Source organism: Colwellia maritima (assembly GCF_022669015.1).
In the GTDB taxonomy this organism is placed as follows: Bacteria; Pseudomonadota; Gammaproteobacteria; order Enterobacterales; family Alteromonadaceae; genus Colwellia; species Colwellia maritima.
The window spans coordinates 289,891-315,054 of sequence record NZ_JAKKSL010000004.1 but is presented as its reverse complement, the minus strand read 5'-3'; the positions used below and the strand labels follow the sequence as shown (position 1 = coordinate 315,054).

16 protein-coding genes are annotated in these 25,164 nt (G+C 38.8%); 1 reads left to right on the top strand and 15 read right to left on the bottom strand.

All coding sequences use genetic code 11. The features are described 5' to 3' along the window. Positions 1-5 precede the first annotated feature (5 nt). Both L3081_RS19995 and L3081_RS19990 read right to left on the bottom strand, forming a co-directional pair. Positions 6-1,586, bottom strand: a complete 1,581-nt coding sequence (locus L3081_RS19995) for a carboxypeptidase-like regulatory domain-containing protein (protein ID WP_242288024.1) — start codon at positions 1,584-1,586, stop codon at positions 6-8. 26 nt (positions 1,587-1,612) lie between these two features. Then, positions 1,613-2,593: a hypothetical protein gene (locus L3081_RS19990; protein WP_242288022.1), complete on the bottom strand. Its 981-nt coding sequence runs from the start codon at positions 2,591-2,593 to the stop codon at positions 1,613-1,615. Between the two features lie 142 nt (positions 2,594-2,735). On the opposite strand from L3081_RS19990, the gene L3081_RS29235 reads away from it, so the two are divergent. Then, positions 2,736-3,395, top strand: a complete 660-nt coding sequence (locus tag L3081_RS29235; protein ID WP_420839767.1) for a hypothetical protein — start codon at positions 2,736-2,738, stop codon at positions 3,393-3,395. Positions 3,396-3,457: 62 nt separating this feature from the next. Here L3081_RS29235 and L3081_RS19980 read toward each other — a convergent pair whose 3' ends face one another. The 13 genes from L3081_RS19980 to L3081_RS19920 all read right to left on the bottom strand — a co-directional run bounded on the left by L3081_RS19980 (position 3,458) and on the right by L3081_RS19920 (position 25,127). Beyond that, positions 3,458-4,072: a peptidyl-prolyl cis-trans isomerase gene (locus tag L3081_RS19980; RefSeq protein WP_242288020.1), complete on the bottom strand. Its 615-nt coding sequence runs from the start codon at positions 4,070-4,072 to the stop codon at positions 3,458-3,460. 19 nt (positions 4,073-4,091) lie between these two features. After that, entirely contained in the window at positions 4,092-4,328 is a 237-nt protein-coding gene (locus L3081_RS19975) for a hypothetical protein (protein ID WP_242288018.1), read from the bottom strand. A gap of 290 nt (positions 4,329-4,618) precedes the next feature. Next, positions 4,619-5,395, bottom strand: a complete 777-nt coding sequence (locus L3081_RS19970) for a peptidylprolyl isomerase (protein WP_242288016.1) — start codon at positions 5,393-5,395, stop codon at positions 4,619-4,621. Positions 5,396-5,543: 148 nt separating this feature from the next. After that, complete coding sequence (locus L3081_RS19965; RefSeq protein ID WP_242288014.1) at positions 5,544-10,613, bottom strand: beta strand repeat-containing protein; 5,070 nt, start codon at positions 10,611-10,613, stop codon at positions 5,544-5,546. Between the two features lie 92 nt (positions 10,614-10,705). Then, positions 10,706-14,926: a hypothetical protein gene (locus L3081_RS19960; RefSeq protein ID WP_242288013.1), complete on the bottom strand. Its 4,221-nt coding sequence runs from the start codon at positions 14,924-14,926 to the stop codon at positions 10,706-10,708. After that, a complete protein-coding gene (locus L3081_RS19955; protein ID WP_242288011.1) occupies positions 14,896-15,723 on the bottom strand; it encodes a hypothetical protein in 828 nt (275 codons plus the stop codon). The genes L3081_RS19960 and L3081_RS19955 overlap by 31 nt, the downstream gene beginning before the upstream one ends. A 195-nt stretch (positions 15,724-15,918) precedes the next feature. Next, positions 15,919-16,968: a hypothetical protein gene (locus L3081_RS19950; RefSeq protein WP_242288009.1), complete on the bottom strand. Its 1,050-nt coding sequence runs from the start codon at positions 16,966-16,968 to the stop codon at positions 15,919-15,921. Between the two features lie 4 nt (positions 16,969-16,972). Next, positions 16,973-19,786: a hypothetical protein gene (locus L3081_RS19945; protein ID WP_242288007.1), complete on the bottom strand. Its 2,814-nt coding sequence runs from the start codon at positions 19,784-19,786 to the stop codon at positions 16,973-16,975. After that, complete coding sequence (locus L3081_RS19940; protein ID WP_242288005.1) at positions 19,767-21,314, bottom strand: IPT/TIG domain-containing protein; 1,548 nt, start codon at positions 21,312-21,314, stop codon at positions 19,767-19,769. Before L3081_RS19940 ends, L3081_RS19945 begins: the two co-directional genes overlap by 20 nt. Before the next feature lie 44 nt (positions 21,315-21,358). Next, a complete protein-coding gene (locus L3081_RS19935) occupies positions 21,359-21,565 on the bottom strand; it encodes a hypothetical protein (RefSeq protein WP_242288004.1) in 207 nt (68 codons plus the stop codon). A 26-nt stretch (positions 21,566-21,591) separates the two neighbouring features. Next, a complete protein-coding gene (locus tag L3081_RS19930; protein WP_242288003.1) occupies positions 21,592-23,469 on the bottom strand; it encodes an IPT/TIG domain-containing protein in 1,878 nt (625 codons plus the stop codon). A 4-nt stretch (positions 23,470-23,473) separates the two neighbouring features. Further along, positions 23,474-24,127 carry an LVIVD repeat-containing protein gene (locus L3081_RS19925; RefSeq protein ID WP_242288001.1) on the bottom strand — a complete coding sequence of 218 codons (654 nt, stop codon included), beginning with the start codon at positions 24,125-24,127 and terminating at the stop codon, positions 23,474-23,476. Then, complete coding sequence (locus tag L3081_RS19920) at positions 24,084-25,127, bottom strand: hypothetical protein (protein ID WP_242287999.1); 1,044 nt, start codon at positions 25,125-25,127, stop codon at positions 24,084-24,086. The genes L3081_RS19925 and L3081_RS19920 overlap by 44 nt, the downstream gene beginning before the upstream one ends. Positions 25,128-25,164 lie beyond the last annotated feature (37 nt).

Below are 25,164 nucleotides of genomic sequence, written 5' to 3'. Positions count from 1 at the left end.
GTGTCTCAACCTTTTCCCTGAATTGCCGCTTGTAATTGCGCTTTTAATTGTTGTAATGACAGCTCGCCTTGGGCATAACTTATTAAGGTTTCTGCTAAATTCTGATGCACTTGGGCGTAACCAATAAAGTCTAATGAGGTTAGGTTAACGCTACCAACACTAACCACCTTGTTATTGTCAACTCGGCCAACCCCAATGGGCTCAATCACCTCTTGGTTAGCGTTGTAACCAACTAACACAACATAAGGGTATGATGCGGGGTTTATGTAGTTATAACTGCCTGACAGTTTAGGAATTTTTAGTGTTAAGTGCGTACTACCTTCAACCGTAACGCCTTTAGGTTGGCTTGAATATAGCCATAAGGGTACGGCGCCTGGCCACATGTTTGTACCAATATGCTCAAACGGTAGAAATTGCAGATGGGCTGACCCCTCGGTGCGTCCGTTATCAAAAAGTACCTTAGCTTGGGTCAGGTCAAGTATTAAGTCGCCGCCAACCAGGGTGTTAATTTGGCCACTACGGATATTCTCAAAGGCGATAGTGCGGTCTAACTCTTGTAATGTGAATCTTTCTAACTGGTTACCATAGTTTTTCTGTACACTGATTTTGGTGCTTAACATGCCCAAGTTAGGTGTAGTGAAGTTTTTATTGATTGTTAAACTATACTGGCCACTGGGTATAACTTGCTCACCCGTTTCTTGATAACCAAACGCAAAGCCGCCGTCACCATCGGTAATCGTTTTACGACCAAGTTCAGGAATTTCAACGGCTACACCGGCTAATGGTTGCCCAAATTGGTCTGCCACTGCGCCGTTAATTAAGGTTGGTAATTCTCTGACTGAAAAAAATGACCGTGATATTTCCTTTGCGTTATACATCACGTCAACATAAACCTCGGCGTTAAAACCAAACAGTTTGTCTGCGTAAAAAGCAACGCCTGTGCCGCCGGGGTTAAGCTCGGTTTTACCCAAAACCGGCATGAGGTTTCGATGAACATCCACTAATTTATAACCTTCTGAGCTCAGGTAATCTTCGCCTAAGTTATCATCTTTGAGGTAGGTTTTTCCGTGTAAGGTTTCACGCACTTGCACTGATAATAAGCTTAAGTCTATCTCGCGATTAAAATAAATCTCAATAGGCGCATTGGGCTCAATAAAATCACTGTTGTTCACTGGCTCTATACGCATTACTTCAACAGGAATATCAGTAAAGGAGGCGATGCTCACCTTGATTTTACTTTGAGTGATCAGCTCGCCATTTTGGTTGTGCAGTGAAATAATAATGTTTATCTGTGACGCCACCGCGGGCAACGTTACCATACCGCTTGCTAATGTACCGCTGATATCCATAGTAACGGGCGAACTTAAATCATTATTTAATAAATATTGAACGGTTGCTATTTCAGTACCAACTAAGCCATGCACACGGGCTGCCACTTGCACAACAATGGGCTCGCCTTGGGTTACAAATTCACTATTGTCCGCCGGCATTAACGACTCTAAAGACGCTGTCGCACTGTTATGTAATAGATAATCTAGTGTGGTGTTATTACTATTGTGATCATAAGCCGAGATTGATACGGGCACGGTGGCTTGGCTCGCAATGGGTATTGTCACTGAAAACGTGTAGGAATTTTCAGGGCTACTGGGTTGCAAAATAACCGGTGGTCATTAACGAGCATACTCGCTAAGTGTTCGTCACTTACCGTGCCATTTATTACATAAAGGGAGTCGCTCACTTCGTTCGTTATGCCTGGAATAAGTGGTGTTGTTAGTGAAATTATCGGCGCTTTTGTGTCTCGGTAAAAGGTAAATTCTTTTGTCGATGTTTTGTTCAAGCTATCGGTTGCCGTAATAGTGACCGTGGTGCCATTATCGGTATTATTAAACGTCATTAATTCATTCAGATGGTATTGTAAGAGCCCGTCTGTGCTCTGCACAAGGGTATTGCCGTTTAACTGAACCGTTAACGGCCCTGCACTACTTTGAATTAATGCTGTAAGTCGAAAAGTGTCTTTATTTAACAAGGTACCATCACTAACATGAGTGAGGGTAATTTGAGGCGCAGGGATCTCTTCTACATTGTCTTGGGTAAAATGAATATTGAGCACACTTTGCGCTTGTTTGTTGTTTGTACTTTTAACCACAAGGTTGAATATATTTAAACCATTCTCTAGCTTTATATTGGGCATATAAAACGAGTAAACATTCACTTTACTGGTGGCGCTTGGGGTTAATTGCCATTCATTAATTGAAAGCGTTAAGGCATTGAGCGGAAGAAGTGAATAAATTTCACCGCTAATTGCCGTTGTGTCATTGGTAGTGTAGCTACCATTGGTTGGTAATATATTGAGAAAGGTGAGCGATGGGTCTCTATTAATTACTAGCTCTGCATTAGTTTTATTGCCAGAATAGTCTTGAGCGGTAACCTTAATGATATTTTCTGATGCTTTTATCGGAACTTCAATAGTAAAAGCACCATTAGCGGGGTCATAGCTACCAGTCAATATAACATCAGGGTATTGATTAGACTCAACCGTTACTGACTTTACCCCTGAATAAGGTTGAGCATTATCGGTAGCCGTGCCTGACACAATAAAAAAATCAGCTTCAATATCAATGGGGGTTTCACTGTTTAATACTATTTGTGGTTTTATTGCATCAGGAAAATCATTGATATTATAAAAGTCTGTACCCGCTGCTTGTTCAAGGGTATTAATAAAGCCATCACCATCAATGTCTACATCACTATTGTTGCCAACACCATCACCATCTAAGTCAGACGTTTCAGTGTCATCCTCAGGGAAAGCATCGGCATTATCGCCAACACCGTCGCCATCTAAGTCAGACGTTTCAGTAGGATCATTTGGGAAAGCATCCGCATTATCGCCAACACCGTCGCCATCTAAATCAGACGTTTCAGAGGCCGTTTCGGGGAAAACGTCGTTATTATCGCCAACGCCATCACCATCTAAGTCAGACGTTTCAGTCTCATCTTCTGGAAAAGCATCCGCATTATCGCCAACGCCATCACCATCTAAGTCAGACGTTTCAGTCTCATCTTCTGGAAAAGCATCGCTATTATCACCAACACCGTCGCCATCTAAGTCAGACGTTTCAGTGTCATTTTCTGGAAATGCATCGGCATTATCGCCAACGCCGTCGCCATCAAAGTCAGACGTTTCAGTGGCATCCTCAGGAAATACATCAGCATTATCACCAACACCGTCACCATCTAAGTCAGACGTTTCAGCAGGGTCATTTGGGAAAGCATCCGCATTATCGGCAACACCATCGCCATCTGAATCTTTAGCATTTTGCTCTGTGGGCGCCTCATTTTTTTCATCCGACTGGAAACAACCACTAAGTAAGAAAATACTCCCGGCAACACAATAGTCGCTTTAGATAATGTGTTCACAATAGTTCCCTTTTTATTGTTTTGCTGTTTTTGCTAATCATTATTCATTTAACTCTACGTACACAACCTTCGTTTGCTGTAATACTTGCTCTGTGCTTTCTTTAACCGCTTTTTTAAGCTGTAATGCTGCGAGTTTTTTACGAATATCTGCGTTTACTGAAGACAAGGGTTTTGCCGGTAATGTTTGTATTGCTAATACTCTAAGAATGTAAGGTTGGCCTTGCACAAAAGTGATTTTTGACTTTTCACCTACCTGCATTTTTTCTATAACTTCTGCAATATTTTTATCGAATAACCCTGGAGTAAATCTTGTTTTTACATAACTTAAGCCAAGGCTTTTGCCTTTGTTTTCGGCATAGTTTTGCCAATCAGTTTGAGCATTAATCGTTGGTAGACTAGCTAATATTGTGTCTCGTTCACCTTCGTTTAGTTTTGTTTTACGCTGCAGGATCTCTACCGTTTTCACATCTACTTGACCAAATTGATCTAAGTGTTCTTGATAATAACTACTTATCATAGCGGACGAAACTGGCTCAGGAATAGCATATTGTTTGAGGTATTCTTTTATAAATAACTCTTCTTCGTAGTGTTGAGTCTTTAGTTTAATATCATTGATTTCTTCTTGGGATAACTCTGCTTGCATTGCAATTTTCATTGCTTTTGAAGCGACTAAATCAAGCTAATATGTTTTTCTTTATTTCTTTATTTCTAATGGCTAAAGAATTATTAGCAAAGGTTTTATTAATGAAAAATTGCAGATCTTCATCGGTAATTACCTCATTATTAACATGAGCCAAAATAGTGCTTTGCTCAATTGGTGACTCATGCTTAGTTTCTTCAGCGCGATTGCAGCTACTCAGCAGAAGAATACTAGCGAGTAACATAGTAATAGATTGAGGTAATGTATTCACGATAGTTAGCCTTTTATTATTTTTACAGTATTTATTATTTTTGATGTAATACCATTATCGCTAACTATGTAATCATTTTTACTTGTTAAAACCGCCAACACTTTGTTATTTAATAGTTAAAACTGCTAATTATTAAAATAAGAACCTTGTCCTTGGCTGTTTTTCCTGTGTACAAAATAGATCACCAAATTAATGAAACTGGTGTAAATAATTTTACGGAGCCAATATATGACTCCTGCGTATTAAAAAATAGGGTTAATTCGATGTAACCATATGGTTATATTGTCGATTTACTCAACCGATTTTATCAATCTTGCCATTTCAGCTTGCTTACTTTGGTTACGTAGCTGATAACGAATATCACCTTTTACACTTTCAAATGACTTAGTAATTTCTTGTGGTTCATCAATAACTTTAACTATGTGATACCCATAAGCCGTTAAAAATGGTACTGATACTTCGCCCGCCTTTAGATTAAATATTTTTTGTGAAAATTCTGCGGATATAGCTCCTTGATTGATCCAACCTAAATCGCCTCCTTTTGCACCAGATACTTTATCGTGTGATTGCGATTTAGCTAATTCTGAAAAATCTTCTCCACTCTTTATTTTGCTATAAACGTCTTGGGCTGAGGTTAATAACGCTTGTCGTTCAACCTCATCCATTTTGGGGTTTACACGGAAAAGAATATGACTAGCATGTATTTTTCGGGTTTTGTAATTTTCAATATTCTGATTATAAAAGTTCTGAAGTCCCGTTTCTGTTACCGCATCGGCTAGGTATTGTTCAAAATAACGACTAATAACTAATTGTTGTCGAAATTGTTCCACTTCGGTGTCTATTTGTAATTGTTTAAGCTTTTTTGTGTGATCAATTGCGCCCACTAGCGCCGCACGTTGATTGTATTCTTTTTTTATGCGCTGATAACGCGCTTTATCATCTAAAGGAATACGTTTAAGTTTCAAATATGCTTCAAACTTTTCCTTGTCAAGATCTTTGCTAGACAACATATCGCAAGCACCAAGCGAGGCACAGGCGATAATTACCGCAATTTTAACTAGTTTCATTTTTATTTACCTACTGATACAACTTTATAAAATTATTATACATTAGTAACTTACATAAGTTCTGAATGTTATCATTAAAACATCAATGCCAACAACTACTACTGAGATGATTCATATTATCCATTGGCTATTTATTGGGCGTGGAATTCTATTCCACCACTTCTTCGCTGACAATTGAAATAACGTGAGCCGTGTTATTTAAGGTTCCAACAGCAACTTCAGGGGAGCCATCACTATTAATATCTCCTAAATAACTCACTGCGCTGCCTAATTGTGCGTCTTCTATCTGACCGGATATAGTGAATAGCCTTGAGCCATCAAACCCTGAAAATACAATAACGCTACCTGAGTCAGTACCACCTGAAAATTCAGCATTATTATCTTTTCCTGATACTCCAACAATAACATCGGCAAAACCATCATTATTGACATCACCAAGACCACTCACTGAACTTCCTAAATAATCACGTGAAGCTACACCTTCAAAGTTATGCAGTACCTCGCCTGTGCCGCCGGAATAGATGGTGGCACTGCCAGTTTGATAAACATTAGCCGTTTTATAAGGCGCACCAACAATAACATCATCAAAACCATCATTATTAACGTCGCCAACATCACTAATAACACTACCAAAACCATTAGTGTAGCCATTATTACTAGAAGAACTGAAACGGTGCAATACCTCACCTGTGGCCCCAGAGTATATGGTCGCACTGCCTACACTATTATTAGAAGCACCAACAATAACATCACCGAAGCCATCATTATTTACATCACCCGCATCACTAACAGAGCTACCAAAATAACTATAGGCCGCCTCACCATAAAAGCTACGCACTACCTCACCCGTAGCACCAGAGAAGATAGTTGCACTACCTGAGTACTGCCCATTAGTATCATTTCGTGATGCTCCAACAATCACATCAGCATAACCATCATTATTAACATCACCGGCAGCACTGATAGCGCCTGCAAAAGTATCGTTATCGTTAGACGCACTAGAAAAGCGATGCAGTATACTGCCATCTGCGCCCGAAAAGATTACCGCCACTCTTACTGAAGTGTCTACGATTACTTGGTTACTTCGTGAGCTGACAATAACATCATCGTAGCCATCGTTATTAACATCACCTGCACCACTAACAACACGCCCTAATTCATCATTTGGAGACTCACCATAGAATTGATACAATACCTCACCCGTTGCCCCTGAAAGTATAGTAGCACTGCCAGAATCATTACCATTGGTATCATTTCCATAAGCACCAACAATAATATCTACCACTCCATCTTTATTGACATCACCGGCATCACTAACCGCATCTCCAAAATTGTCATTGATATCTTCACCATTAAATGAATATAGCAAGTTATCGAAGGTGTCTGCAGCATCGTTAGTACCGTCACCATCGGTATCAACTAATAATGGATCTGATGTAAGCGAATGGTATTCATTAAAGTCACTAAGTGTATCACCATCGGTATCAACATTATCGATGGCTGTACCAATAGCTAGCTCCAATACATCCATTAAACCATCACCATCACTGTCTAGAAAATCATCAATATAAGGATGTAGATCTGCCGACAATACTAAGCCATCACCATCCCAATCCTTATTTACAGCAATAATACGTGCGGTACTTTTATAAGTGCCAACAATAACTTCAGGATAACCGTCATTATCTATATCAGCCAAAGCACTAACTGAAATACCTAAGCCGGCATAATCACTCTGTCCAACTATGGTTAAAAGCGTTGAACCATCAACACCTGAAAATATAGTCGCACTACCATTAGTGTCATTTTCAGGAGCCCCAACAATAACATCGGCATAACCGTCATTATTAATATCGCCAAGACCACTCACGGATATTCCAAATTGGTCGTACTCAGCTTCGCCATTAAAGCTATAGATAACCTCACCTGTGGCTCCTGAGAATATGGTGGCATTACCATTATCCGTCTGAATTCTTTCAGCTGATTGCAAAGGTGTTACAGATTGAGCTCCTCGCATAGATCTCTCCGCGACTTCAAAGCCTTCACCCGGTGCGCCTATAATAACATCAGTAACACCATCTTTATTTACATCGCCAGCGTCACTGACTGAGTAGCCAAAGTTTTCATAATAATATTCACCATAAAAGCTTTTCAGCACCTCACCTGTCGCGCCAGAGAAGATAATGGCACTGCCTGCATTACGACCATTAGTATCATTTTGCGGAGCACCGACAATGACATCAGCAAAACCATCGTTATTGACATCACCTGCATCACTAACAGCACGCCCAAACTCATCTCCGTTATCCTCGCCATAGAAACTATGCAATACCTCACCCGTAGCACCAGAGAATATCATGGCGCTACCAGAGTAGGTATCATGGGTGTTATCTTGTGGCGCTCCGACAATAACGTCAGCAAAGCCATCACTATTAACATCTCCAAGAGCACTGACCGACTCGGCAAAACCATCAAAACTAGAGCCACTGTAGAGACGATGTAATACACTCCCGTCTGCGCCAGAGTATATAGTCGCAACTCCTATAGACGTTTCCATCAACATATTTTGACGTTGAGAACCAACAATTACATCAGCAAACCCATCGTTATTCACATCGCCAAGATCACTGACGGATCGTCCTAAGTTATCCTCAGGGAATTCACCATAAAAGCGATACAGTTCTTCGCCAGTAGCGCCCGAGAATATAGTGACACTGCCTGAATTACTGCCATTGTTATTATTCAGTGGAGCACCAACAATGACATCAACTACACCATCATTATTGACATCTCCAAGATCACTAACGACGCTACCAAAATAATCACCGACCGCTTCACCATTAAAGAAGTATAGCCAGTCATCAATAGTATCTTGTGCATCATTAATACCATCACCATCAGTATCGGCGAAAAAAGGGCTCGTTTTAAGGGTATAGTATTCATCAAAATCAGATAAAGTATCACCATCTGTGTCATTTAATAATGGATTAGTTTTGGATGTGTTTATTTCAACGCTATCGCTTAAACCGTCATTATCGGTGTCCGCAATCAATGGATTAGTTCCAGACTTGAATTCACTTAAGTTATTTAAGCCATCGGAATCGTTATCTAATTGTGCATCTGTAGGATCATTTTTATCTAACCCATACTCATCTTCCCAATCATCAGCAATACCATCATTATCCGTATCAGCAAAGCCACCATTTTCTAATGATATGTGCAGAGTATAACTATCACCTGATTGAATAACGCTATCTGAATATCGAGAGACTTTAAGAGTATATTCGCCAGGAATAGAGAAAATATGAGCATAGAAAGATTCAGCTCCAGAACTGCTACCTCCCTGCCCCTTGCTTATACTTGCATCATCATTACTGCCAATGAGAGTACCACTTTGGTTATATAAACGGATATAACTATCAAAATTACCATCATCTATATCGAAAACAGCAAGGGAGTCTGCAGTAACAACCGTAAACTGATAATAATCATAGCTACCATCTCCTGTCCCTGAAATACTGACATGAGGAATAACGGTTGAAGTATTGGTGGTTTCATCTCCAATATCTGGCGAATAAATAAGATTGAAATAGGTATCAATATTTTGAGCAGTTTCAAGACTGTTATTAGGCTCTTGCTCCATAGTAATAGGGTCTATTTGCGTTAAACTTAACGCTAAGCTCACAGTCTCAGTCAATACTGGGTTCTCAATAAAGGTTACCGTTATTTCAGTCGTTCCACTGGCAATTAATGAAATAAGCCCTGTGGTGTTAACCGTTGCAATTTGCTCATTGGCTGTGTCAAATGACAATAAGTTGCTTTGCTGTGTAATATCGACCGTTTCAATACGGCCTTGGTCTTCAAAGTTAACTGTTACTGCTAATTGTACTGGAGCAGAATCTGTTGCTAAATCACGCGTAATGGTTAATGGCGTTACCTGCATACCAGTAATATAGAACGGGTCAACAAACGCTTCTAACGGATTGGTTGGATCCGATTCAGATATCACTTCAATAAAATCTGAAATACCATCTAAATCCGTGTCGACTAAATTAGGATCAGATTGATGAATAATGACTTCATCAAAGTCATTAAGCCCATCATTGTCACTGTCGCTATTGTCTAATTGCGTATTAGCCTGTATTTCTGCACTATTGTTTAATCCATCACCATCAACATCTTCATCACCATCGTTAATACCATCGCCGTCGCTATCAACATTATTTGGATCATAGTCCGCTAAGGTAAACTCAATACCGTTAGGAATACCATCACTATCGAAATCACCGTTAGCTTGTAAGACTGTTAATAACAGACGATTACCCGTAGTTATTGATATTTCGTTTGTTGTATTTAAATTGCTTATGCTTACTAGTACTTGCTGACCATCGGCCAAATCTGTACCAGTATGAGTAGGTATTGCGATTTCAAATTGTGAACCACTGATAACAAATGATTCTGAATCAAGTGGGTTCAATAAATCTTGGTTTTCAACTCTAGCAACAACCGTATTCCCAGTAAGAGTACCGCTATCCAGTTGTTCGTCTAGCAATAAATTAAGTGACGTGGTTATACCTTCTAGCAGGTATAACTTTTGTGGTACTGAAATTAATGACTGTGGCGCACATATACTAAGGGTTTGCGCAAGTACTGGGTCATTAGCTGCCGTGCCACGTAAAGATGAGTTAGTGGTATCAACATCGTAACAGCGCCCTAGTTCAAATACCGAATCTGGTGTAAAGACAAGTTGTGTCGCTTCACTATTGGTTGAATCATTCATTACCGTAAACAATTCAAAGCTACCATTTACCATCGCTCCATCAAGGCTAATATTGACTAACGAGGCATCAAGGTCATTAACCACTTCACTGTAATACAGTGCTAGTGGAATAACATTGGTATTAATACCCGAAACAAACTCTTCGCTAATAATTGCAGGCTTACGCTTGTTAAATGATAGCTCTATCGGTACAAATGTTTGTAACGTCTCAAGCACTAAACCACTGTTATTTTCAATATCACTCACACTATCTACTGTTACATTTACCGTTTCTACGATTTCATCGCTGACGGTGAATTCTGCATAACCTTGTGCCAACGCGAGAGTATCAACATTCATGGTCGCCTGACCCGTTACCGATAAAGACAAGGTCAAATTGGCATCTTGAGCATTATTTAATGGATTTAAAATAAATACTCGGTTGTAGTATTGATCCAACAATGTTGCTGAAAGCGTAACATCTTCACCAACCTCAAGATTCGATTCTTCGCCAAACGGATGATTTGTTTGTGATTTTTTCTCTAATCTGACTAGGAAAGGGTCTGCTTTGGAATAACATTAAAGTTCAGTTTATCAGTTACCTGACTAGTGCCGTTAAGGGTAAGAGGGTAAGTAACGTCAGTATTAGTGTTTTCAATAACATCTACATTGGCAGAATACCTCCCTGACTCAGTAATGGATGAAACAGGAAAACTCGCTTGTCCATTAAAGAGGGTAACCGTTGCCATTTCACCACCTGTTATCAGCGGCGTAATAATGACGTTATTGGCAAAACCGAAATTAAACCCTTGGTAAGGGAGTGTAATTGAGAAACTAGTCGCTGAATCACCAGTGACTATATTGCCACCTTCGTCACGAGCGCTCACATTGATATTAAAGAGCTCTCCGGCTTTCACATCTTGAATAAAATCAAAACGAAGCTCTCTGGTTTCACCCGTATCTATTCGAATTCTCCGTTCAACTAGCACATTAGCATTAGCAGATAATTCAGCCCTTAAATTATAAACACCTGCTATTTGAGCGGTATTAAACTCCGCCGATGCCAAACCGTTAACATCTGAAACTGAAGAAGACAAAGTTATATTTACAGGTTCGTCTGCTGTTGCAATACTGACTAATCGCCAAGTAATATCTTGATTAGCGACACGGCGGTTAGCATGATCAATCACTTCAATTTGATAAATAGGTGATTCATCAACATTAACCACTGATGGGTTATAGCTAACCTGAACAACCTCTTTAAAGAAACGAATCTCGTTAGGTGAACTGGTCAGAGATACTGTCATTACGTCTGTTTCTGATACTTGGCCTAGATAATCGGTAATTCGAACTTTAAAGTTATATTCGTTATTAGGGATATCTGTTGATGGCAAACGGACAATTGATCTAGATACTTCATCGATTTTCACTGATTTTGTACTAACAATATGTTCAGACAATGCTGTTATTTCAATAATATCTAGGCGCATGTTCTCGCTGTCATCGTTGGCAATTTTAAGACCTCCTACATGAATTTCCATATTATTGCCGTAAATACCGTTAACTTGATAATCAACCAGTAACTTTGATGCATCTGGTTTTTGATTAGGCTGTAAGGTAACCATAATTACTTGCTCTGTTACCTGACCAATATCATCGATGACTCTAAGTGTTAAAGGCTGTGATAACTCAGCATTAATGCGCTCAGCACGAGTATCTCGAAGCTCTAACTGCTTCGATAAACTTTTAACGTGATTAGCATTTACCGTGGTAGTAAAACCATTCCATTGTAATTCAATGCGTTCAATGGCCACTTGATCAGTTACCTCATAATTAACGTTAAAGGCCCCTTGCTCAAAAACAGGCTCATTTGTAACCGAGAATACCGTAATTTCAGGCGCTAAATCTTCAACAATGGTATAGGTTTCACTGACGATGTTGCTGTTGCCTGCACTATCACGCATCGTTAATTCATACGTTAATACGTCATTAATTTTCGCTGTTGTTTCGTTAAAGCTTAAACTGCCATCCTCAAAGATAGCGGCGACGATAATGCCATTGCGACGAAGAATAGCCGATTCAATACCACTTTCAGGATCACTCACTTGCATGCTTAATGTGAAGTCATGATTGTCAAAAATATCATTGGTTGCACTACCATTAACAATAACTTGTGGTCCATCAATGCTAAATGGGCTTGATTGAGGTTGATTGTTATCTTCAAGACGAGTGAAAGATATTGGACTCGATTCGGTAAAATTACCAAAAATATCAATTGCTCGTAATTTTATATAAGTACCACTATCAGCAACACCATATTCACGGTAAATGACATACTCTGGGCCAAAATGTTTACCAATGATCTTAAATGGGCCATCGACAGAGTCCGCTTCATAATATTCAACTTGATAAATGGGTTGTGCGCTATTTCTTACTTCTGCACGAATTTCAAGAGGCTTGGGTACATAACTTAAGCCCTCGTGTTGTGGTTCAACCAAAATAACGTCAAAACCATTCGCGGGTAAGTTTTCACCTTGCAGTAAAACTTCCCTATCATTTAAAGCAATAACGTCACCATTAATCGTTTCAATTTCTGCTGAAATATAGAATGGCTGACCATTACGTAAATTAGCAGGAACCAATAAGTCTAAGGCAAATGGCGCTTCATCAGTACCTGTGGCTAAGTCGCCGTTTATATAGTAATTAACAGCACTAACACTAGTAGTATCCATTAACGATAGAGATAAGGTCTGCCCTTGTATAAAGACTTGACTGGCAATCGGTGACAACAAGGCTGTTTTTGCCGAGTTAAATCGTCCGAGATCAAGTAGCTCTATCCCAAAATCACCTTTTGCTACAGCCAATAAGCCATTATCAATCGCCATTGCGGTGACTTGTTTGCTTAACTCGTAAGTGAAGTCTGGGATAATTGACCATGTATCAACATCAATTGGACGTATTCGTATAGCTGTGCTGCTTTTATCTGCAAACCAAACATGGCCGTTACCATAAACCATGGCTGTTACAGCAAGGCTATCCGTTAATTCAAGGGAAGTATCGGCAAAACTATTAAGATCAAGTTTATGGATATTCTTTCCTACTTGGAAGAACAAGTAATCACCTGAAGTGATTAGATTTTCGATTATGTCGTTACCACCATCTATCAGGGCTTTAATACTTACTTCAAAATCATTAAGCGGTAGTGAACCAACAACCACTCGATATAATCGGCGATTATCCGTGGCAACAAAAATAGTTTCTCCTTGAGTTACTAACGCAACAATATTTTCACCTACTGGCAAGTCAACACGACCTCGAAGAGTAAAGTCTCCTTTTGCCGACAAATGAATTTGATTTGCTGTAGTTGCAACTACTTTTGTAGGAGTGGATGCCAGATGTTCCGCTATTATATTATCAAAAACAGCTTCCCCAACTAATTGATCAGATGAAACTGAATAACGATTCAGTGATTCCACTACGCGGCGATCATGTTGAGCTAAATAAATTAGATCATCATCAATTTCTGTCAAATGTGATGCAATTGTATAGGCTTGGCTTGGGTAATTATTTGTATGCCATTGCCCATTTTTATATTGTAATAATTGAGCACCCAACTGTTCTGCTGCTACCGAAATAACACCATTATTAATTGCTATATCACGCGCATAACCACGGGTACTATTACTACTATAAATAACCACAGGGTCGTAACTCGGCTTTTGTAAATCAACAATGACGCTGCTATTGTCACCAAAATAAACTTTCCCGTCATAAAGCTTAGCTGTTGATATAGTCTCAGGTAATGGTAAGTCATAACTTGCTATCAGCTCTGGGTAACTAGGGCTTTTAACGCTAATAAAATGTATTCTTTGGAACGCATTTCTCCCATCAGAAAGTGCTATCAGGTATTGGCCATAACGAATAAGTTTATCCGTGTTGATAGCAAGTTCAGCTGTAGACAATTCTGCATTTTGATTGATGGTGTATAGAGCACCATTTTCCGCAGACACAAAAGTGGTATTCAAATGCGTTACCATCGTAATTGCATTAGGAATACTCTGCACTCGTATTTCATCGCTAATAAAATCAGTGGTAAATGTTAACAGAGAATCACTGCGTAATACGGTAAAAGATTGTGCTGTAGCTGAGACCTCAAGTACAGATTCACCGTGTTCATAATTACGGGTACTTTCGCTGTTTCCTACTACTGAGGAGGTTTTTAGCACTGCCGCTTCGATGGCATTTCCTGTGCTATTAAAAGCATAAAGTTTGTTATCACCGATGGCCATTATTTGCGTATTGAGTACGGCAATATCTGTCATTACCGTGTCAGTTACATAGGTTCCCACAACTTGGAAGTTCTCAAGAGGATCAACAATAACTAAGCGATTGTCTTCTAAAGCGACTAATAAACGATCAGTTAAGCGGCTAATAGCGCTAATGTTACTGTCTAAAGTGACTTGTAATACGCCGTTTTCGTCAAAAATGTTTCTGCCGCGCACTAACCATGCATTACCTACATCAGGTAGGATGAGATCTAATGGTTCATCGTTAACCATTAGAAGAGGCTCTATTGCTGAGACAACAGAAATATTATGTGCAACCTCTTGTTGGTTACCATAATTATCAGTGATAGTTGCAACAACACGAATCGTATTTGTTGTTTCTGGAACCGTAAAGCTAACCGATGACGAATCAGATATAAGTAACTGTTGCAGTTCATTGAACACTTCAATACGGGTTACGTATTGATCATTAACTTCATTAAGCAAATGATAATTTGCATTACTCCCGAAAGAAATACCTGACTTGTTATACCCGATAATTCTGGCATAGGCACCTGAAATTTTGGCGCTATTCGGATGCCAATTTCACGGTCACTATATCGGAATTGTTCGCCGTAATAACTTCGAACATTGATATAAAAAGTATCCAACTGTTCAACACTAGGCAGGCGTATGTCAAGTTTTCCACTTTCTTGGCTGCTTAATACTGTTGCGACTAAATTACGATTGAAATCAAATAAGCTGATTTGAGTAAAACGGTAAACGTCACTATCTAAGCTGTTTGATGAATACACTACTTTAGCAAGTTCGCCTTCCTCAAAACGTTGATTATTATCAGGACTCAATACAATGACATTTGATTGTTCGGCGACGTTAGCCACAAGATTAAGTTGAACATCTTGTTGTTGACCATTGTTAACTCGTATATTGATGGCTTTATTGTCAAGATCTTCAAGTGATAACCACTGATAGCCCGATGACGATAATGGCGATAATTCAAATTGCGAATTATGCGTAACCAATACCTGCTCACTAATCTGAGCAGATTCAATATAATTTGCAACTACGGGGATTAGTGAATTTTCAGTAATATTTGCTGAATCTGCAGGAATAACCGTAGGTAGTACACTGTTATTTGTTGTGTCAATAAGCACATTGTCTGAAAACTTACCCGCATGGGTTAGTACATTAACAGTTATTGTTGTCGTATCAGACAGATCAGCGTAAGCAATAAACCACTTTAATTCCCCTGCAACCCACTGTAATTGAGTAGGGAGTTTCAAGCCATTTCCATCAACAAATGTGACATTTTTTGCACCTATCGGTTCATTTGTTACGCTTACCGAGATAGCTACACCAAATACTGTTTGTGAAACATCAGCTGAAACTAAAGGAGTCGCTATTGAGTCCAGTGCAACATCAATACTACGATATAGGATTCTATCACCAGGATTAGTCGCTCCCTCTCCTGTAAGTAGTCAGCCACGATTGGCTGTAAAAAGTCTATCATCTCTCAATTGTTCTTCAGGTAACAAACCGACTAATTCATTACCTAAATAGGCTTGCCACTGAAGTTCTTTGTCAGTGTCTACTTTTAACCAAGTTATATTTCCGTCTAATCTAGAAGCTAAAACGTTACCACTAATTTCTGTTACGTTATCGTTTGGCGTAAGCAAGCTACCGTCATTGAGTAATTGATAACGTGTTAACTTAGTATTATTCCAAACCAACAACTGATTATCTTTAAGACTAAACCCTAATTGATCAGGTAAGGCCACATAAGACGTTTGATGTACTTGCGGTATATTCTGTAGATCAATGTTGTATTGATAAAGCCCTGATTCAGTTAATACAACGAGATAATTACCCTTGGTATGTGCAGCTAACAGCGGCTCTCTAAGTGAAAGTCCCGCAACAGGAACAAAGCCATTGTTTGTAACGGTAGTAGCGCCGATCAAATCACCGTATTTTACCCAAATAGTATTGCCTGATGCACCAAGAATGTCACCATAGATTAACTGTGATTGAGCCGCTTTAAAGCGAGTGTTTTCGAGTGCGTAGAAATCAAGTTGATGCTGACCATTAACTTTAACCTGAGCAACAATACCGGTTCCAGTATAAATTAAGTTAATTAACTGCCCTTCACTTACATCGAACAAGGTTTCGGATGCAGTAGCAATACGGTACCCTCCGTCGAGTCGATTAATCCCCATAAGCAGCTCACTATCGCTTGTAAATCCGACCATAGCGTCAATGAATTTAATATTTTCATTTTTAGCCGATTGGAAGTAAACAATGCTATTTTCGTCGGTAAAATATTGCTGCTTACTAACGGTGTGGTTAGTTATGTTTTCATTGCCTGATTTATCACGCAATATAGACTCAACCAAAACCTCTGAGCCACTAGCATTAATTTCAGTCATAACATACTGACCAACGGGAACATCGTTACTACTCAACGCATCAATCGGATCGAAGATTCTAATTCGAGAAGACTCATCAAAATCCAACATATCCACAGGAGCCATACTATTAACATGTAACTGCGTACCATTGAGTATTTGATTGGTTTGGTTTAACGTTAAGAATAGCCTCTTCTTCAATTCCCTTATCATTTAAGATATTGAGAAACTTAAAGCTTTTTAATGAGCCACGTTGAATGCGTGCTAGCACAACAATATCTTCACTTACTTCGGGTATTGATGCGGTAATAAATTGTCTTTCTGGACCATCTACTGCTCTACTTATTTTAATAGCCGTTGAAGGGTTCGCTTCCACGCCACCTATGTCTAAATAAAATTCAGCTTCGGTTACATTCCTTAATAAAACTTCAAATATTACTGATTCATTTTCATGGAATGTTTTGCCATTATCTGGAGAGATAATCTCAACTTTTGGCGCCCCTGCTTCTGCATCATAAGGATACAAAGTCACGGTATCAATCAGACTAACATTACCGTTAGGGTCGCTTGCACGTGCTGCAATTGTAATATCGGTAGATAAGTCATCAACATTTGCTGTAAAGCTATAACGTGAAGGGTCTTCAAGTAAAACAAACGGCCCTCCATTTTTTGACACTTCAACAGTTTCAATACCATATTTATCAAACGATTTAATTAGTACATCTGTTCTTTCATCCATGGCAATAAAGTCACCATTTTCAGGTGATACGATACTTAGCGTTGGCGGAGTACGGTCAAGATATAACGTATAACTTTGTTCGAAAACTTTACTGAAACCAAAACCATATTGAACTAGCAACTTACTGGTCATTTCTACCGGCGCTATTGTAGCCCCTTCAGGCAATAAATCTCTTATTTTAGGGTTTAAAAATGAACCAGTTACAACGCCATTAACAGCATTATAGTTATTGAACACATCCATCGACTGACCATTTTGAATTTGATCAACACCCATACGAGTAACGCTTACCATATCGGTATCACCGCTTAAATCAAAAATCAATGTAGCACGAACAGATTCTTCTGCTTCAAGTGGGTTAGTCGTAAAGCTTTCTAGTTCGACAATAGGATCACGTAAAGACGCTCTAAAATCTGTTTGAGCAGAAAAACCTGTTCCATCGGTGACATCCAATTGAACCTCTAAATAATTATAGTTTCCTAGTATATCTTCACTAAATGATTGCTCTAATATATCAATAGAGCCCGTTTGAGGAGCCTCAAACGCTGTTGACAATCGATATGTAAACTTAAGTTTGCTTAGGTTGGTATAATTATCTTCTGCTGTAACTTCAAAATCATAGCCTCGCCCTCGGGTTAATAACATTGCTTCATTGACGGTAACACCATCAGATGCACGCACGACTTTAAGATTACGCGGCGGTAAAGTGTCTTCAGCTAAGAAAGAAGAGTTATACACACCATCTAGCGGTCTATTCATATCATTAACTTGCCCTTTGGCTAATACATTACCAGACAAGTCCTCCAACCCTTCGATATGAAGTAAATAATTAGCGTTGTTATCAAGGGTTTTACCACTAAGTAACCGTAATGCAACCGAGCTAGATGATAAATTGATTAATTCAAAGTGACTTGAAATATCAAGATCACTATTACCGCTATAATCTTTGAATTGCTTAATCACACTAAAACCAGTCGCTATAACATCTTCATTAAATGATAAAACTAGGGATTCATCCTCTTCTGCTTTTATTAGTTGCGGCTGAGTGTCGTCGATGGCATTGAGAATAAATACCTCATCAACATAAACTTCATCCGTTGCTTCTCTAACGATAACTATTTGATATTGCTGCGCAGAATTCGTGGTTGGTGAGTTCTCAATAATTAATGAGCCATTACTGAAATGATGTATTAACTTGTTGCTTTGAGAAGGAGATACACCCGCATTAAGTGGTAATAAATGAACTGACAAATCACCATTTAATCCAAGGCCAGTTATGGTAATTTTATTACCTCCACTATCACTTAGTGAATCACTTCCAAAGGGGTTATCTGTCACTATTTCAGTAACTTGTATAGATTGAGATAACAACACCGCAGCAGGCAGTGTTGATGCGACAATATTGCCAGAATGTAATGCTTGCAGTGTTTTAAATCCTGAGACGTCAGAAGCAGCAACAAAACTTAATTCGGTTCCAAGATCATTGACTATAAAGTCGCCTGCTGTAAGTATCAGTTCACCAAGTTTAAGGGTTGATATATTCTCTAACTGTTGACCTGTTACCTGATAATTTACAGAACGGCCTGTGATACTATTTTTTGGCGTAATATTCACCAAGCGCGTAGGCGCCAAACCAAACAAATCAGACGTTGATATGAACCACGGTAAATCGATATTTACTTGTGCACCTTGGATGCTTTGTTGTGGATTGGTAGCGAAATTAACTTTATAAATGTCACCTAATTGATATTTAGCACCAACAACATCAAAGGTAACTTTTTTACCTAACGGGCGATTAAACCCTGGCAAGGCAACACCTGTACTTGCAGGTGTAACATTTACCACTGCTAACTCCCAATTACGCGAATCTCCACTAATAGATAAAACTAAGGTATCAGACTTACTCGTTATTTCATTAGGGGTAAGAGCCGATACGTTATTAAATGGTAGTTTGATATTGACGTACTTACCAACCGAGTTTGGCGTACTATCTGCTTCAATCCATTCAAGTAAATCAGATGTAAAATTCGTAAAGTGAAGTTCATTAGTATCCTGAGTTCTAACATCAGTTAAATGATTAAGTTGTAGCGTTTGTTCGTGTGAATCAATATCAAAAATTTGGAAGGTATCTTCATTTGTTGAACGTAATACTAATAACTCACCATTAAAGATGGCTTGATTATGATTAATGTTTGGTTCGCCCAATGAGCGGTTCTACTTGATTGTTTTTTAAATGAAAGCTATTAATTATTTCTATTTCTGTAGTAGACCGAATTAACACTCGTTGCCCACTGTTCAGTAACTCTAACGGGTTCGCGATAAAGTGTTCATAACGTGAATGTAAAACAGCTAAGTTTGAAACATCATAATAATCAATATTTGTTTCATAAAGAACATATATTCCCTCTTCATCATAATTGATGGCAAGCACATCATCCGGCAGTATTTTTGTTTCAATATTCTGACCGCGGATATAACCACTAAACAATTGATTAGCATTTGATGCGACTAATATATCTCCCATAAGGCTGATATTATCAAGCAGCAATCCTTCTTCATTAGTGATCTGATTGATTAATTGAGGCGCATAAACATTACTAATATCATAAATAAATATTTGTCGGTGGCTACCATCAACAACAAGCGCTAAATATTCGTTACTCATATCGACATCAATAACACTACCCGCTATATTACCTGTTGATAATACCTGAGGTAAATCAGTTTCTGCTGTAGTCGTTAAACGCCAATTTGTTGAATTATCTTCTGCGCTTTCAATTAACAGTAATAAATCATTATGTCGATAAAGCTGCTCTGAATAACTCATTTGAGATTCATAGGCTAACTCAATAGATAAGTCTTCATTACTATATACATCGACTCTTTCTTCATGATTACTCACTGAAATTAACAACTGACCTAAAGTATTTTCTGGTAATTTAAAACTAATTAAGTTGGCTCTTTCTAAAATAACATCGTTAGCAATTTTCCCATTAATGGTTACTTTTGTGAATGAGCTAAATCCTGTACCCGAAATGGCAACAATTTCTTGTTCATTAAAAGTAAACCTATGAATATTAGGTGTAAATATGCCTTCAATACGATTATAAGCGCCAATAGCAGTTATTTTTGGATCGGCTATATAGGTAAATGCTGCCCGGCGACTAGCACTTAATAAACCATTACTAACGGTTATGCCCATCAATAAGTTATCGAGTGGCGAATTTGCTAAAGCAGGTAACTGAAAGCTTATTTGATTATCATGAACCGAGGTAATATTGGCTTGTTCAACTAATTTACCACCTATTTTAATAGTCGAATCCATGGTAAAGTTTTCACCAACAATCGTAATGACTTCACCGCCTCGCCAGTTAGCGAGCATTGGTCGAACATCTAAGATACTTGGCGTAAAGTTATCGTCAGCAACAAACCTGAAACTGTAATTAGCTCCAAGATTTTGTCCCTGATTATCCTTAATCGCACCTGATAAACTTACTCGATAACGTTTGTTACCTTGCCAAGACGAAGTTGGTTGGAAGAATAATCTTGAACCATCATTTGTTGTCTCTAGCGAGACATACCCATCAACTTTCGCGCCATCGAGTGTTACTTCAAATAATTGCTCCCCATTATCAATCACCTGATTATAATCAAGATGACGATTGAACTGTATTTCAACGGGTTGATTAACCGGAAGTACTTGCTCAGAGAATGGGATTTGTTCTGTAATCACTAGCAAATCGTTAATAATTGTATTTAAACGACCACCTAACTGGGTTACAGAGCTAGGTTGTTGGATCGGATTTTCAGCAGCCTCTCCATCAACATAAGGGAAGGCACTACCAACAAAGAGCGCAAATGAAAAGCAAGTGCTTCAGCATTACCTAGTACTGAAAAGTAGTCTTTTAACTCAATGCTACTGTTATATTGCCCTTCAAGCCATGATGAAATATCAAATAATTGCAAATCACCTTGTCCACTCACTACATAAAGGGTTTGACCTTTTAACTCTAATTGACCAAAAAAAGATCACCGTTACGCACAAGATAGGCAAGGTTCAAACTTGCTACAGCTGTACCTGATTCATCATCAAGCGAAAATAGTTCAACCGTACCTAAGTTGCCAGTAGAGATAAATAACAAGTTATTTTTTACCAACAAGTCTCTAGGTCTTACTCGTTTTCCTGCCAACGTATTAATTGGTACATCTCTGACAATATTGTATTCACCAGACATGAGTTCAACTTCAATAACACGTCTTGAGTTAGGCATACTTGCCCAGAGGCTATTGCCTTCAAGGTAAATTTTGTCTGTGGTACCTTTTAACTCAATACTTGTTATTGTTTTTATCCGTCTGATAGTTCGCTGATCAGTAATTTTATATATATGTATACCGACACTGTCGGAAACGTAGACAAGATCACCATCAATTGCGATATCTCTTGCCGTTCCATCTAGCTCTAATGTATTAAGTAAATTCGGAGATGTAGGTAATGTTATATCAAAATGATAAAGTCCTTTTCCACCAAGAGCGAATAAATTTGTACCTTCACCAACAAGACCAACAAATCCTTCTGGAGCTAAACCACCTGTAACGTCAATATGATATGGCTTAAGTACATTGGCAAACTCTTTCTCGATGATGATAGGGCGAACTGGATCGGCAACATTGGTGACGACTAATCGTGCGACATTGGATCTGAGTACTTTTTCAATACGACCTGATTTTTCACCTATAACATCGTAATGTCCACCTGTAACTGCATACAGGACTTGATCTTTAAGGAAAATTGCTGAGACTGGGCTTGCTTTATCTGTATTTAAATCAACCGAACCTTTCTCTTTCTCTGCATAAAAATAATCAATCGGGGATACTACTTCTACATATTCAAACTGGCTATTTACTGCAGCTACAGGTGCATAGCCATAAGTACCCGCCGGTGCACGAACTTGAATATGTCCACTATTGATAACTCGAAGATCACCCGCTTGAACACCGCCAAATGTTATTTCGGTTGAATGGTTAAAACCGCTACCAAACAAGTCTACGGTATTTCCTCCTTGAGGAGATCCACTAATAGGCGCGATATCATCTATAGAAATAGCAGGTAAAATCACAATCGCGCCTTGTTTTACAACACTCAAACCATTACGTTCAACGGTAATAGGTAGGGTTATCACCTCATTTGCTAGGAAAAGATCTGGCAAGACAAATTCGATTAATTCATTTGAAAGCTGCGTTACTTTTGAGTTCTGCAGTAAGGTCTCCCCAATACTAATCTTTAACTCACCAAGGTTATCGCCAAAATTTTCACCGGTAATACGTACCATTTCAGTACCATTTGCATGGAAAAAGTGCTGAACTTCTTCCCCATCAATCACGCGATTAATAGCATTAATACTTGGGCGTTTACCGTCAACCAGTAAGTAATCAATGGTTAAAGGAGATAATATAGAGTACGTATTTAACGCTTGAATACCTGTAGATAAGTTAACGTTAAGTGCACCTGTGTAACTCAGTTCTTCAGTAAAGCTTATGACAATATTGGCACCCGCTAAGGTATTAGTTGCCGTAATATTATAGGTGTTACTTGCCAATTCTGAGCCATCAGCTTGCTGCAAGCTCAATGCACTAGCAATAACTTCTTCATTTGTATTGATTAAGTCATTAAACTGGATGCGAATACTTTCATTTTTAGCTAACTCAGCTCCGTCTACAGGAGCAAATGAACTGATAACTAGTGATGGACTGGTAACATCACCAACGCCATTGGTTGTTGAAACAAAAGCACTACCTTGATTGTTAAAGACCTCTGCACCCGAGACATTTAAGTCATCCCAATAGATAGTTTTATATTCGCCCTGTTCATTTGGCTGTATAACTAACAATTCTTTATTGCTTGGTTACTGTAATTTGACCATACTGAACAAATAATGAAGCATCATTAATATTATCAACTGAACCACGTTCAATAGCGTGAACTTGATAAGTGACCGCTACAGATAGGTTATCGAAAATAACTAAATGGAGTTGTTGATCACGTTTAAGTAATACATAAAGCTTGTCATTAAGCCATTGAATATCAACTGGTTGCCCACGAAGTTCTCCTTCATTAAAGATCAGGCTACTATAGCCTGTTGGAGGATTAAGCTGATCATCCGTTACATCATAAAAGCGTATAAATCCGGCGCCAAGTTCATCAGCAACAGACATGGCAAGTACTTTTGTTTTTGTATTATAGGCAACATCGGTTGCTATATGACTAGGTACTGGGTGGTTATCTATTAATAGTGGCTTGGCCAAGTCAGTTATATTAACAATTGCTAGGCCATTTTTGCCATTTGCTAAGAACGCTAAATTGTCTACAACCTCAATACCTGTTACTGGCTCATCTGTAATCAATTGGCTAATACGAATTGGTTGTTCCCAGATACTAATGTCATAAATTTCTAATCCCGAAGGCATCAAGAAACGATTCTCTGCTGTTGCTTCTTCACCAGATTTAACTCCGACAAAATAGAATATTATCGGTAATAACCGTTGCACCTATCTGTTGAGGTGGGTAATTAGGCAAATCAATATTCAAGCCGTCTGCAAGGGTGTAAGAAATATTACCAACCAATAGCTCTGTGCCGTTAACCGCTAAGTAAACTTGGTATAACTCAGGCGTAAGTACACCGGGAACACGGAAGGTGAAGGTATTTAAATCTTTTACATCATCTCGCAAATCAGTAATGTCAAAACCTAAATCATTAACCTCGCTACGAATTTCATTGCCACTCAACGAGCGCATAATAACTTTTGCGCCGGGTAAAATTATTGATTTTGAAGCACGAATGGCTACATCGTAGTCACCTTGGGTGTCAACAGCATCTCTACTTAACGATAATTCAACATCAATCAGCTCATCCCCTATGAGGATTGCACCCGGAACTTGAAGCTCAAGTTCCGCATCAACTAGTCTGATGTGATGTTGCCCTATCGCTAGCGGTAATATGTCTAAACCAGATGCAGGAATTTCTACCGTATTTTCATCTATCCAGTTAATTGCCACCGGGTAGGCATCAACTAACAGTGTCATCTCTGGTCGGAAATTTTCACCATGTAAGGTAATTGTCTGCTGATCACCGCGATGGAAAACATTGTTATCAAGGTTTGAGATATACGGACGCAAGGCGTCAACATTCGCTTGAACAAAAGTTTGAGTAAAAGGCGTCCATTGACCTGTGCCTCGTAAATTACGCACATCATTTATATCAATACGATAAGCAACATCTGTTTCTCGTGCAAAATCAAAATCAAATTCACGCGCACTGCTATCAATTTTATCAATAGCCGTAATAACTACAGGTACGCTTTCATTACTATCAAGCCTTGTTACTTGAACAACGCCGTCAGTTTTAACTGATTCGATAGTAACTGATTCGTTGAAGGTAACTCGGTAAGGCTCGTTAGCCGCAAGGTAGTCACCTTCTTTTACTGAAGTAGCCAAAACGATGGCAGCAGGTAATTGTAGTGTTCGTAAACCTTCTGGCCCAACCTGCAATCAGACGATCTCGGTAAATATCTAACGAGTTAATGAT

What these genes read in the sequence shown, in the direction of transcription:
- L3081_RS29235 (WP_420839767.1), top strand. Translation starts at nt 2,736, where the DNA reads ATGTCTACATCACTATTGTTGCCAACACCATCACCATCTAAGTCAGAC.
- L3081_RS19980 (WP_242288020.1), bottom strand. Translation starts at nt 4,072, where the DNA reads ATGAAAATTGCAATGCAAGCAGAGTTATCCCAAGAAGAAATCAATGAT.
- L3081_RS19970 (WP_242288016.1), bottom strand. Translation starts at nt 5,395, where the DNA reads ATGAAACTAGTTAAAATTGCGGTAATTATCGCCTGTGCCTCGCTTGGT.
- L3081_RS19950 (WP_242288009.1), bottom strand. Translation starts at nt 16,968, where the DNA reads ATGGCTCCTGTGGATATGTTGGATTTTGATGAGTCTTCTCGAATTAGA.